Here is a 12980-nt window from a genome sequence, read left to right on the forward strand (position 1 = left end):
GGCCGGCAAATACAGCGTGAAGGTTCTCCTAACTGGATCGGCGGGTTTCATCGGTTCCGCTCTCGCTCTTCGCCTGCTGGATCACGGGGATGAGGTCATCGGTATCGACAACCATAATTCCTATTATGACCCGGCGCTCAAGGAGGCGAGGTTGGCGCGGCATGCCTCCCATCCCAACTACACTCATCTCCGGATCGACCTCGCGGACGGCGCTGAGCTGGCACGAGCGTTCGAGCGCCACCAGCCAACAAGAGTCGCCCACCTTGGGGCGCAGGCCGGAGTGCGATATTCGATCGAGCACCCGCACGTCTATGTACAGAGCAACCTCGTCGGTTTTGCCAACGTTCTCGAGGGCTGCCGCGCCGTCAACGTCGAGCATCTTGTTTATGCGAGCAGCTCGAGCGTGTACGGGTCCAACTCCACGCTGCCATTTTCCGCACATCACAACGTTGACCATCCTCTGAGCCTGTACGCGGCTACGAAAAAGTCAAATGAGCTGATGGCCCACACCTACAGTCATCTTTATGGGTTGCCGACGACGGGACTTCGATTCTTCACGGTGTATGGGCCGTGGGGGCGTCCCGACATGGCGCTGTTCAAGTTCACTGAGGCGATCCTTGCGGGAAAAAAAATCGAACTCTTCAACCACGGAAGGCACCGTCGTGACTTCACCTACATCGACGACATTGTCGAAGGGCTGATCCGCGTTCTCGACAAGGCGCCGCAACCGACGCCTGACTGGGACGGATCAAACCCCGATCCGGCGACGAGCGCGGCTCCGTGGCGCGTGTATAACATCGGGAACAACAGGCCGGTTAATCTCCTCGACTGCATCGCGACGCTCGAGTCGGCTCTGGGAAAGACGGCGGAGAAGGAATATCTGCCGATGCAGCCCGGTGACGTGCCCGACACCTTCGCGGACGTTAGCGATCTGGTCGAGGACTTCGGATACAAGCCGACGACTTCAATCGCCGAGGGGATAGGGCGGTTCGTTGTCTGGTACAAGGATTATTTCAGGGTTTGAGAAAGAGAGACGTCTAGGGTCAAATGATCATAACGCGAACGCCGTTCCGCATTTCTTTTTTCGGCGGGGGAACTGACTACCCGGCCTGGTACCAGGAGCCCGGCGGAGTCGTCCTGGCTACCACCATCGACAAGTATTGCCACATAAGCTGCCGCCACCTTCCACCGTTCTTCGAGCATAAGCACGGGATCGTGTATTCGCGCATCGAGAACGTGCGTGAGATCGACGAGATCGAGCACCCGGCGGTACGGGCGATACTGGCATGGGCGGGCTGCGACAAGGGACTCGAGATACATCACGACGGCGATCTTCCCGCGTGAAGCGGTCTCGGGTCGAGCTCGTGCTTCACCCGTCGGGCTGATCCACGCTCTCGCTGCGCTCGACGGGAAGTACGTGAGCAAGGAGACGCTCGCCAAGGATGCGATCCACATCGAGCAGAACATCATCCGCGAGAACGTCGGTTCGCAGGACCAGATCTCCGCCGCGTTCGGCGGATTCAACCGGATCGAGTTCAGACAGAACGACACCTTTCAGGTTTCACCGGTAATTCTTCACAGGGACCGGCTGCAAGAACTTCAGAGCCGTTTGATGCTTTGCTTCACCGGAGTCTCGCGAACAGCTTCAGAGATCGCCAAGGCGCAGATCGAGAATTCGAAGAATCGCCAGACCGAGCTGAAGCGGATGACCGAGATGGTGGACGAAGCGATCCAGATCCTTCAGAGCCCGAACGCTTCGATCGACGAATTCGGCGAGCTCCTGCACCACGGTTGGCTGCACAAGCGCAAGCTGTCGGAGAAGGTTTCCACACCGGAGATAGACTCGCTCTACGAGGCGGCACGGGGAGCCGGCGCGATCGGAGGGAAGCTTCTCGGAGCGGGGGGCGGAGGATTCCTGCTGCTGTTCGTGAGGCCCGAGCTTCGGCCGGAGGTGCAGGACGTTCTGAAGACGCTCGTCCACGTGCCGTTCGAGTTCGACGATTCCGGGAGCCGAGTGGTGCTCTATCAGCCGAACGGCTTCTTTTGAGCCCGGCTTGAAAAAAGGTTCTGCACGGCATTCCCCGGCATTCCGTGAAGAACCATTTTTTACATGAAGGGCGGACCCCTTCGCGGCGATCTACACGTCACTCGGCTGCCAATTCCAATGTAATTTCTGCATGATCAACATCGTGAACAGGACCTCCCAGGAATCCGATGTGACGTCAATGGATTCCCGCGGCATGCGGATTTGGAGCCCAGAACATATTCTCGGCGAATTTCAAAAGCTGTGGGATCTGGGTGTTCGAACCGTGCGCATTTCCGATGAGATGCTCCCACTCGGTGAATGATTTTCGGAAGATCGTAGGCATCGAATCGTACGCCTCCACCGACAAGGTCTCCGAGCTGACGGCGCGCACCAACGACGAAGGTTGGGCGACCATCTTTGTCGCATGGCTCAGGACGAGCCGCCTGACGGCGAACGATTGTCTGTTCATACTTTCCGTCGGTGGGGGCGCGACCGCGAAGAACATCAGCCCGAACCTGGTGGAAGCGCTGAAGTACGCGAAATCGATCGGGGCGAAGGTGGCGGGCATCGTCGGCCGAGACGGCGGGTACACGGCCGAGGTGGCTGGTGTCTGCTGCATTGTCCCCACCGTGAATGAAAACACCGTGACTCCCCATGCTGAAGCTCTTCAGGTGGTCGTCTGGCACCTGCTGGTTTCGCATCCGGCGCTTAAGGCAAACCAGACCACATGGGAGTCGGCCGGAACGGCCTAGCCCGAGGAAAGGCGGGGGTCGCTCCCCGCGGCGGATTGCTGTTAGATTTGAGACGCTGGCGCCATTACTCACACGCCGGGGCGGTGAGGCAAGCTGGCCGGGCATTTCGCTCGCGAACGCGGAAAGCGCTGTGGTTCAATCCCGACGATCCTCAGGCTGTTGAGCCGGCACCACAACCAGGTCGTTAAACCGGGGTTGCGAAATGGGTGCTTTAACAAATTGAATAGAGGGAGATGACGCCAAGTGAAGAGGGTTGAAGCGTTGAAGGTGAAAATCTCTGCCGACGGAGCGGACAAGCGCGCAATGCTGGAGATGTACCGCAAGCCCTATATCAAGGGGCTGACGACCAATCCCACGCTGATGAAAAAAGCCGGCATCACCGATTACCGGGCCTTTGCACGGGACATCCCGACCGAAATCAGAGACAAGCCGATCTCGTTCGAAGTGTTCTCTGACGACTTCGGCGAGATGGAGCGCCAGGCTCTCGAGATTGCGGGCTGGGGCACCAATGTCGATGCTAAGATCCCGGTCAGAAACACGAAAGGAGAGCCCGGCTGCAGCCTTGTCCGCACGCTTTCAGCCCAGGGTGTGAAGCTCAACATCACTGGACTGATGACGCTCGCGCAGGTAGAGGATATTGTCACCGCCCTGGATCCGGCGACCCCCAGCTACGTATCGGTGTTTGCCGGCCGCCTGGCCGACACCGGGCTGGATCCCGTTGAGATGATGGCATCGGCCGTCGAGGTCATGATGCCCCACCGGAAGGCGGAGCTGATCTGGGCGAGTCTGCGGGAGCTGCTGAACATTTTCCAGGCCGAGACCATAGGCTGTCACATCACACCGTTACCAACCACATCCTGAAGAAGCTGGAGCTGGTGGATTATGACCCAAAGGAGTATTCGCTCGACACGGTCAAGATGTTTCACAACGATGCAGTAGCCGCCGGATTCACCCTTTGAGCGTGCCGAAAGAAGCAACAATCTTCGGCGTAGCGCTCTTCACCAAACCCATCTCAACGCTCTCATCATGAGTAAGATCCTGGTAACCGGCGCTGCCGGCTATCTCGGCTCGATCCTTTGCGAGCACCTGCTCGCCGCCGGCCACAGCGTCACCGCTGTCGACAATCTCGCTTACGGACAGCACAGCCTCTTTCACCTGTGCGCGAACCCAGCGTTCGACTTCAATCGCGGGGACGCGCGCGACGAGCGGCTAATGAGGAAGCTGGTAGCTTCCGCTGACGCCGTCATCCCCCTCGCCGCCGTCGTCGGCGCCGGCGCGTGCGACCGCGATCCGCTGTTGGCCACGTCTCTCAACTACGATGCGATCGCGATGCTCAACAGGTTGCGCAGTCCGGCGCAGCTCGTGATCTATCCGACAACCAACAGCGGGTACGGCACCAAGTCGGGAGAGGCGTTCTGCACCGAGGACACGCCGCTCGATCCGATCTCGCTTTATGGACGGACGAAGGTGGACGCCGAGCGGAACGTGCTCGATTCGCCGAACTCGATCAGTCTGAGGCTGGCGACGGTGTTCGGCATGTCGCCGCGGATGCGGCTCGATCTGCTCGTGAATCACTTCGTGTACGCGGCAGTCACCGACGGGTACATAGTCATATTCGAGAAGCATTTCAAGCGGAACTACGTTCACGTACGGGACGTGGCCGCCTGCTTCGTGCATTGTATCGCAAACTCCAGCGGCATGACGGGCCGCGCATTCAATCTCGGGCTTGACGAGGCGAATCTCTCGAAGGAGGAGCTCGCGCTGCTGGTGAAAAGCTTCGTTCCCAATTTCTTCGTCCATTTTTCCGAAGTCGGAAGCGATCCCGACAAGCGAAACTACATCGTATCAAACCAGCGCTTGCGTGAGGCGGGGTTCGAAGCGCGGCGCACGATTAGAGACGGAATCGCCGAGCTGCTGAAAGGTTACCGTCTTCTGGCAAGGTCGCAATTCAAGAACGTGTGACGCCCCTCCCGGGATCCGCTGTCATTCTAGCCGGCGGGCTGGGGACAAGGCTGCGGGGCGTTCTCCCGGATTGCCCAAAGGTTCTCGCACCTGTCCGCGGCCGTCCCTTTCTTTCCTACCTCCTCGATCAGCTCGCGGATGCCGGCGTTGTGGACGTGATTCTCGCGACCGGTTACCGAGCTGATCTCGTCGAGACCGCTTTCGGAGCGTCATATCGCACGATGACCCTTCGCTATTCGGCTGAAAAGACGCCATTGGGGACTGCCGGCGCGCTCGCGAATGCACGGCGGCTCCTCCCCGATGGCCCATGCCTGACTCTGAACGGGGACTCCATGTGCGACACCGACCTCGCTGCCTTCTGGAGCTGGAGCGCTTTGCGCAGGGCGAGCGCGGCGCTGGTGGCCGTCCGGGTGCCCGACGCATCCCGTTATGGAACGGTGGCGCTCGACGGCGAGCGCGTCGTTGCGTTCGAGGAGAAGCGCGTGCGCACCGGCAGCCAGTGGATCAACGCCGGAATTTACTTTCTTGGCGCCGATGTCACCGCCTCTCTCGACCCGACGCGGCCCGCCTCTCTCGAGCGAGACGTTCTCCCGGCGAGGGTCGGAAAGGGACTGCTGGCGTTTCCCGTCGACGCCCCTTTTCTCGACATCGGGCTGCCGGATTCGTACGCTTCGGCTTCCGTTTTTCTCGAGGATGAACCCGGCGTATGAACCGTCCATGGGTGGTGCTCGATCGGGACGGGACGATCATCGTTGAACGGAACTATCTGTCCGATCCTGGCGGCGTCGAGCTGCTGACGAACGCAGCCGAAGGAATCCGGACGATGAAGAATCTCGGGCTCGCCGTCATCGTCGTCACAAACCAGTCCGGCGTTGGACGAGGGCGGTACCCCATGTCGGCGGTCGACCGGGTAAATGAGAGGGTAAGGTCACTACTGCGGGCAGAAGATGCCGACGTGGATGTCATTTACGTCTGCCCGCACGTGCCGGCGGACGAATGTGACTGCAGGAAGCCCGCTCCCGGCATGGTGCGCAGCGCGGCGCGCGATCTTGCTTTGTCGCCGGCTCCAGTCGCCGTCGTCGGCGACAAGGAGTGCGACATCGGCCTCGGACGCGCGGTTGGCACTTCCGCAATTCTGATTCGCACGGGATACGGAGCGTCGGAAGAGCTCCGTGGTGTAACGGCGGACTACATCGTGGATGATCTTCTCGTCGCCGCGGACATCGTATCCTCATTGCTCGGGCGCGAAGGTTGGGAACACCTCGGAAGCGATCACATGAGAACCGTCAGATGATAGTCAGCAGAACTCCTTTCCGGCTTTCCTTCTTTGGCGGTGGAACCGACTACCCGTCGTGGTACCGCGAGCATGGCGGAAGCGTTCTCGCCACCACCATCAACAAGTACTGCTACCTGTCGTGCCGGCATCTTCCCCCGTTTTTCGAGCATCGGATACGACTGGTGTATTCCAAGATCGAAAACTGCCAAACGATCGACGAGATCCAACATCCCGCGGCACGCGAGATCCTGAAATTCGTCGGCGTCCGGCACGGAATCGAGATTCACCACGACGGTGATCTGCCGGCGGGTAGCGGGATGGGCTCGAGCTCAGCGTTTACCGTCGGACTGCTCCATGCCCTGAACGCATTGAAGGGACGCATGCCAAGCAAGCGGCAGCTTGCGGAAGAGAGCATTCATATCGAACAGGAACTGATCCGGGAAACGGTCGGCTCCCAGGATCAGGTATCGGCAGCCTACGGCGGCTTCAACCACGTTGTGTTCGGAACGAACGGCGATATCGATGTCCGGCCCCTCACGCTGAGCACCGATCGGGTATCCGAGCTCACCTCCAATTTGATGCTCTTCTTCACCGGGGTGAAGCGAACCGCATCCCGGATCGCGGGGAGCTATGTGAACCATCTCGGCGCGAATCGTGTCCAGCTCGAGGCGACACGGCAGCTTGTAGATGAAGGGCTTTCCATGCTGAATAGCGACACGGAGCTGAGCCGGTTCGGCGAGCTGCTCCACGAAGCGTGGCAGATCAAGCGGAGTCTCGGCCAGCACGTCTCAAACGCTCATATCGACGAAGTGTACGATGCGGCTCGCGCTGCCGGAGCGATTGGCGGCAAGATCACCGGCGCAGGCGGCGGCGGCTTTCTGTTGCTCTTCGTGCCACCGGAGCGGCAACAGTTCGTGCGCCAGCGTTTGTCACATCTGATACACGTGCCGTTCCGGTTCGAATACGGGGGCAGTCAGATTATCTTTTATGAGACACAGGAAGACTTTTCCAGCCAGGAAGCGGACCGCGCCTCGCGAAGCCTGACCCCATTCAGGGAGCTCGAGATCGATCCTGATCCCGAGTGACCGGAATTTCCAACCACATCGTACATCATGAACGAAAGATTTTATCGCGCATTGTACCGTATTCGCAGGGTCGAGGAAGAGGTCGCCAAAGCTTATCCGAGTGACAAGATCAAAAGCCCGGTACATCTGTCTATCGGGCAGGAGGCGGTAGCTGTCGGCGTATGCGAGGCACTCAAGCCCGAGGACATCGTGTTTGCGTCGTACCGCGGTCACGCGGCATACCTGGCAAAGGGCGGAGATCTGAACCGGATGATCGCCGAGCTCTACGGCAGAGTTACCGGATGCGCGAAGGGCAAAGGGGGCTCGATGCATCTGATCGACGTCGCTCACGGAGTCATGGGTTCATCCGCAGTCGTGGGCACGACGATCCCGAACGCCGCCGGGTACGCCTATGCGCTCAAACTTCGCGGGTCCGATGCGCTCGTGGCGGCATTCTTCGGTGACGGCGCGACCGACGAGGGCGTGTTCTACGAATCTTTGAACTTCGCGGCGCTCAAACGGCTACCGATGATTTTCATATGCGAGAACAACTCCTACGCGATACACACCCACCAAAACCAACGCCAGGCGATTAGCAACATCGCGGAGCGCGCGGCCTCTTTTGGCATTCCGGCGGAGGTCATCGCTGATGACGTGATCGCCGTATACTCGGCGATCGACAAGGCGGCGAAGGCGATTCGCTCAGGAGCAGGCGGTCCCTTCTTCTTCGAGTGCATGACGTACCGCTGGAAGGAGCACGTGGGTCCGGGCGAGGATTATCATCTTGGTTATCGCAGCCGCGAAGAAGCGACGAAATGGATCGACAACGATCAGGTCCGTGTTGCCGGAGAGCGGCTGCGGGCGCCACGGCGCGCGAGCATCGAAGCCGAGGTCGAAGCCGAAATCGCCGACGCGTTCGCCTTCGCCGAGAACAGTCCGTTCCCCTCTGCCGATGAGCTGTGGAAAGATGTGTACGGTGCGTCCACGGCATGAATCGAGAGGCGACTTACGTCGAGGCGATTCGCGAAGCGACAAGGCAGGAGATGGAGCGCGACGAATCCGTAGTGGTGTATGGGCTCGACGTCGATGATCCGAAGGCGATTCAGGGCACCACCGCCGGACTCCTGGAAAAGTTCGGCGCCGGTCGCGTTTTCGGTACTCCGCTTGCGGAGGATGCGATGACCGGGGTTGGAATCGGCATGGCGCTGGCGGGATTGCGGCCGATACACGTGCACATACGAATGGACTTCGTCATGCTGGCGATGAACCAGCTCATCAACGTCGCCGCAAAAAGCCGGTACATGTACGGTGGGCAGGTCCAGATTCCACTAGTAGTTCGCGCGATGATCGGCAGGAGCTGGGGACAGGGCGCCCAGCATTCGCAGGGGCTGTACTCGTTCTTCATGAGCGTTCCGGGTCTTCGAGTCGTTGCGCCGACCAATCCTCACGACGCCAAAGGCTGTCTCGTTGAGGCCATTCGGACCGACGACCCGGTGCTCTACGTCGAGCACCGTTTTCTGCACTTCCAGAAGGGGCCCGTTCCGGAGGCTCTGTACGCGACACCACTCGGCAAAGCGCGCGTCACCGTCCCCGGTACGGACGTGACGCTGGTAGGCATATCATACGCGCAGACGGAGTGTCTGCAGGCGCAGCGATATCTCGAGGCTGTCGGAATCAGCGCGGAGGTGATCGATCCGATATGGCTCTCGCCTCTCGACGTGGAGACAATCGCAGACTCGGTCGCCAAGACCGGGCGCCTTTGCGTGGTTGACAACGGTTGGACGACCTGCGGTGCAGGCGCCGAGATAATCGCGCGCGTAATGGAGCGCCTCCAGTCCGTGCGCGAGGTGAAGATCCTGAGGCTGGGTTTCGCGCCGGTGACTTGCCCGCCGACCCCGACGCTCGAAGCGCTGTACTATCCCAACGGCCGCACAATCGCCGCAGGGGTGAACGATCTCGTCCTCGGCCGCCCGACCGGATGGGTCCCGGAAGAGCGGAAAGAATGGAAAAACATCGAATTCAAGGGACCATTTTAGTGGAACAGGAAACAATGAACGCGATCGCCCCGCGTCCGGCCGCTAAGGCGACTGCCTGGCCGCTGATGCAGAACAACATCGCGAGGGAAGACCTTGATGCCGTCATCGAGCTCCTTCAGGCGAACGATCCCATTCTGACGCAGTCGCGGAACGTGGAAGCATTCGAGCGCGAGTGGTCGGCGTGGCTCGGCGTGCGCCATAGCGTGTTCGTGAACTCCGGATCTTCGGCAAATCTCATCACGATCGCCGCGTTGCGTGAAACCCGTGAGCTCGGAGAGATAATCGTTCCGACCCTGACCTGGTCCTCCGATATCGCGTCGGTCATTCAGGTCGGATTTACCCCCGTGTTCGTGGACATTGACCCGCGGACGCTGGGAATGGATACCGCACAGGTGCTCAACAAGCTGAGCTCTCGGACACGCGCGGTCTTCCTTACCCACGTTCTGGGCTACAACGCGCTCGACCGCCGCCTGCTGGATGGTCTGCGGGCGGCCGACGTGCCGCTCATCGAAGATGTATGCGAGTCGCACGGTGCGACGTTCGAAGGTCGAAAGCTCGGAACGATCGGATTGATGTCGAACTTCTCCTTCTACTATGCGCACCACATGACCACCGTCGAGGGCGGAATGGTTTGCACCGACGACGATGAGCTCTACGAGGTGACCCGGATGATGCGGGCGCATGGAATGGTGCGGGAGGCGAAATCGGAGGAGGTGAGGAAGAGGTATATCAGCAAATACCCCGACCTGAATCCCGAATTCATCTTCGCGTTTCCCGGCTACAATGTGCGAAGCACGGAGATCAACGCGGTGATGGGGCGGTCGCAGCTGAAACGGCTCGACGACAGAAATGCGCTGCGTTCGCGCAACCTGCGGCTTTTCCTGCATCAGCTCGATTCAAGATTCTACCGCACGGATTTCGCCGTCGAGGGAAGCTGCAATTACGCCTTTACGCTAATCCTGCGCGAGCCGGACCTCGCGCTTTGCGAGCGGGTGATGACGGCGCTTCGCGAGCATGGCATCGAGTACCGGCGCGGCGCGTCCGGAGGCGGGAACCAGTTGAGACAACCGCTGGTGAGAGGTCGGCTCGGTGACCAGCCCCTCGCTGAATTCCCCGAAGTGGATCATGTGCACTTTTTCGGTTTTTACATCGGCAACTATCCAGAGTTGGAGCCCGATCGCATCGGCGAGCTCTGCGCCCTCCTCAACAGCACTGCGGCCGGCTGACACCCGCATCCTGAAATGAAAGCGGACGCAAGGATATTCGTCGCCGGCCACCTCGGTCTCGTCGGAGGGGCCGTTCATCGGGCACTCACCAGAAAGGGCTTCTCCAATGTCGTGGGCCGCTCGCGCGCCGAGCTGGATCTCGAAGACGAGCCGGCGGTGCTCGCCTTCTTCGAGCGGGAGCGCCCGGAGTACGTCATCCTGGCGGCCGCCAAAGTGGGGGGCATCCATGCCAACAATACTTATCCGGTCGATTTCGTCCGCACCAATCTGAGGATTCAACTGAGCGTAATCGAGGCCGCATGGAGGACCGGCGTGACGAAGCTTTTGTTCCTCGGCTCGTCCTGCATCTATCCCAAGCTTGCCGATCAGCCGATCAGCGAGGACGCGCTCCTCGGCGGACCGCTCGAACCGACCAACCGGCCTTACGCAATCGCCAAGATTGCCGGGATCGAGCTCTGCCGATCGTACAATCGGCAGTACGGCACAAACTTCATCGCGGCGATGCCGACGAACCTTTACGGCCCCGGCGACAACTTCGATCTGCAGAACGCGCATGTGCTGCCGGCACTCATGCACCGCTTTCATCTCGCCAAGATTACCGGCGAGCCGAGCGTTACCGTATGGGGCAGCGGAACCCCGCGCCGCGAGTTTCTCTACGTGGACGACGTCGCGGAGGCGTGCGTCTTTCTCATGGAACGCTACGACGGAGAGGGGATAGTCAACATCGGCTGTGGTGAGGACGTCTCGATCGCGGAAGTAGCCGACGCCGTCAGGGCAATCGTCGGTTTCCGAGGTGAGATCGCATTCGACCGCTCGAAGCCCGACGGCACCCCAGGAAAACTGCTGGACGTGTCGAAGCTGCGCGACATGGGTTGGCGGCCGGCGACTGGCCTGCGCGAAGGTCTCGAGCGCACCTACCGGTGGTTTCTCGACAACAAAATGCAGGTTGGAGCGTAGTCCGTGACCCGTGCCGGTCGCACCCGGGAAGAGGGGGAAGTTCGTGGCGATGATGCCGACGCTCCTGGCCCGGAGCTTCTCAGTCCCCCGAATCCACCGGTAGGTCGAAGGTTCCGGGGGCAGCCGATGTTTTCCCCATACATCGTCAAATAACGAGGCCGGGATTGGCCAAAATCTCATTGACAATCTCATTGCACAATCTCATTGCACAATGTGTTGAACCAAAGAGATAATGTCCCCTTGATGCCAAGATAGAAATGTCCCCTATCGGCTTGATCCTTTGTGAGGGTTGAGCCGGTGGAGCGGACGAGAATGTCGGCAATTGAGCTGATGCGCGCGGAGGTGTGCGTGCGAGTGGTTTCAGGGGTTTTCAATCTTTCCGAGGCTGCATCGCGGCTGGGTATCAGCTATCGGCAGATGAAGCGGCTTCTCGGACGCTATCGGAAGCGAGGGACTGCCGGTCTGGCACATGGAAATCTGGGACGGCGGTCGAATCGTTCGAAACCGCTGGAAGAGATGCGTGTGCAGGCTCTGGATCTGATTCGAGCGCACTACAGTGGGCCGCCGGATGAGCGTTTCGGTCCGGCGTTGGCGGCCGAGCATCTGGAATCGGATCACGGGATTAAAGTGTGTTCGGAGACGTTGAGGCATTGGATGCTCGAAGCGGGGCTGTGGTCGCTGTCGAGGCGGAGGAAGCCCTACCGCCAGCGCCGGGAGCGGCGGGCTCATTTTGGTGAGTTGGTGCAGGCCGACGGGAGCTTCCACGCATGGCTGGAAGGTCGTGGGCCTAAGGGTTGGCTGATCACCTTTGTTGACGACTCAAGGAGCGAGTCATTGGCACGTTTTGCTGATGCCGAGTCGACGTGGGCGGTGGCCGATGTGCTGGAGGAGTGGATCGTGGAGCATGGCATCCCGAGGGCGCTTTATGTTGACGGTGGAGGTGTCTTTGGTTCGCCGGCGCGGCGGAAATCAGGTGGTTCTACGCAGTTTGGGCGAATGTGCAAACAGCTCGGCACTCATCTCATTCACGCTCGTTCGCCGCAAGCCAAAGGCAGAGTTGAGAGAGTCCACGGAACGCATCAGGATCGCTTGATCAAGAAGATGCGTCTGGCAGGAATATCGAATTACACGGATGCAAACCGGTTTCTCAAAGACTACCTGGTTGAGCACAACGCGCGCTTCGCCGTGCCCTCAAGAGAAAAGGCGGATTTCCACTTGCCACTGGACAGTTCGGTTGCTCTGTCACGCGTTTTTTCGATTCATTCAGAGCGCCGGGTGAGCCTTGATTCTGTGGTCTGCTACAATCGCCGCCGTTTCCAGCTGACGAGAACAACACGTTTGCTCGCCGGTCAGAAGGTCTCGGTGGAGGAGTCGAGAGACGGGAGTGTGCGGATTTTCGCATCGGGCATCGAGCTCGCCTGGACCGAGGTCATCGATAGCGCGATGACAAGACCCGGCGAACGGGTGCCTGATCATAATTCAGTTAACCGGCGGCCATCGGACAACCATCCGTGGCGCCAGGCGAACTACAATCGAGCCGCTGCTGAAGCAATACGACGGCAACGGCTGATGGCCTTTCAGACCACGCCAACTGAGCAATCAGACCTTCCAATAACAACATGAACCCAAGGGGACATTTCTACTTTGTTAAGAGGGGGGACATTTCTACTTTGGTTTGACA

Annotated in this window: 15 protein-coding genes; all 15 read left to right on the forward strand. The window is 59.9% G+C overall.

The features are described 5' to 3' along the window. The first annotated feature begins 16 nt into the window (after positions 1-16). The 15 genes from Q7S20_06130 (at position 17) to Q7S20_06200 (ending at position 12922) form a co-directional block, all read left to right on the forward strand. Entirely contained in the window at positions 17-1024 is a 1008-nt protein-coding gene (locus Q7S20_06130) for an NAD-dependent epimerase (protein MDO8501401.1), read from the forward strand. Positions 1025-1047: 23 nt separating this feature from the next. Continuing rightward, entirely contained in the window at positions 1048-1344 is a 297-nt protein-coding gene (locus tag Q7S20_06135; protein MDO8501402.1) for a hypothetical protein, read from the forward strand. Positions 1345-1417: 73 nt separating this feature from the next. Next, on the forward strand, positions 1418-2047 hold the full coding sequence (locus Q7S20_06140) for a hypothetical protein (GenBank protein ID MDO8501403.1): 630 nt from the start codon (positions 1418-1420) through the stop codon (positions 2045-2047). Between the two features lie 130 nt (positions 2048-2177). Next, a complete protein-coding gene (locus Q7S20_06145; protein MDO8501404.1) occupies positions 2178-2348 on the forward strand; it encodes a hypothetical protein in 171 nt (56 codons plus the stop codon). After that, positions 2341-2778, forward strand: a complete 438-nt coding sequence (locus Q7S20_06150) for an SIS domain-containing protein (protein ID MDO8501405.1) — start codon at positions 2341-2343, stop codon at positions 2776-2778. Before Q7S20_06145 ends, Q7S20_06150 begins: the two co-directional genes overlap by 8 nt. Positions 2779-3021: 243 nt before the next feature. Then, positions 3022-3639 (forward strand): transaldolase family protein, encoded by a 618-nt coding sequence (locus Q7S20_06155; protein MDO8501406.1) that lies wholly within the window; start codon positions 3022-3024, stop codon positions 3637-3639. A gap of 165 nt (positions 3640-3804) precedes the next feature. After that, on the forward strand, positions 3805-4740 hold the full coding sequence (locus tag Q7S20_06160) for an NAD(P)-dependent oxidoreductase (GenBank protein MDO8501407.1): 936 nt from the start codon (positions 3805-3807) through the stop codon (positions 4738-4740). Then, on the forward strand, positions 4737-5450 hold the full coding sequence (locus tag Q7S20_06165) for a nucleotidyltransferase family protein (protein ID MDO8501408.1): 714 nt from the start codon (positions 4737-4739) through the stop codon (positions 5448-5450). The genes Q7S20_06160 and Q7S20_06165 overlap by 4 nt, the downstream gene beginning before the upstream one ends. After that, the gene (locus tag Q7S20_06170; GenBank protein ID MDO8501409.1) at positions 5447-6034 is read left to right on the forward strand and encodes an HAD family hydrolase; all 588 of its coding nucleotides are present in this window, start codon (positions 5447-5449) and stop codon (positions 6032-6034) included. The genes Q7S20_06165 and Q7S20_06170 overlap by 4 nt, the downstream gene beginning before the upstream one ends. Next, positions 6031-7101 (forward strand): hypothetical protein, encoded by a 1071-nt coding sequence (locus Q7S20_06175; GenBank protein ID MDO8501410.1) that lies wholly within the window; start codon positions 6031-6033, stop codon positions 7099-7101. Before Q7S20_06170 ends, Q7S20_06175 begins: the two co-directional genes overlap by 4 nt. A gap of 27 nt (positions 7102-7128) precedes the next feature. Continuing rightward, positions 7129-8073, forward strand: a complete 945-nt coding sequence (locus Q7S20_06180; protein ID MDO8501411.1) for a thiamine pyrophosphate-dependent dehydrogenase E1 component subunit alpha — start codon at positions 7129-7131, stop codon at positions 8071-8073. Then, positions 8070-9116 carry a transketolase C-terminal domain-containing protein gene (locus Q7S20_06185; GenBank protein ID MDO8501412.1) on the forward strand — a complete coding sequence of 349 codons (1047 nt, stop codon included), beginning with the start codon at positions 8070-8072 and terminating at the stop codon, positions 9114-9116. Before Q7S20_06180 ends, Q7S20_06185 begins: the two co-directional genes overlap by 4 nt. 14 nt (positions 9117-9130) lie before the next feature. Next, positions 9131-10342: a DegT/DnrJ/EryC1/StrS family aminotransferase gene (locus Q7S20_06190; GenBank protein MDO8501413.1), complete on the forward strand. Its 1212-nt coding sequence runs from the start codon at positions 9131-9133 to the stop codon at positions 10340-10342. Positions 10343-10357: 15 nt separating this feature from the next. Continuing rightward, positions 10358-11299, forward strand: coding sequence for a GDP-L-fucose synthase (locus Q7S20_06195; GenBank protein ID MDO8501414.1), 942 nt, complete (start codon positions 10358-10360; stop codon positions 11297-11299). Positions 11300-11611: 312 nt separating this feature from the next. Further along, the gene (locus Q7S20_06200; GenBank protein ID MDO8501415.1) at positions 11612-12922 is read left to right on the forward strand and encodes an ISNCY family transposase; all 1311 of its coding nucleotides are present in this window, start codon (positions 11612-11614) and stop codon (positions 12920-12922) included. Positions 12923-12980: the final 58 nt, after the last annotated feature.

This window comes from Gemmatimonadaceae bacterium, assembly GCA_030647905.1.
GTDB lineage: Bacteria > Gemmatimonadota > Gemmatimonadetes > Gemmatimonadales > Gemmatimonadaceae > UBA4720.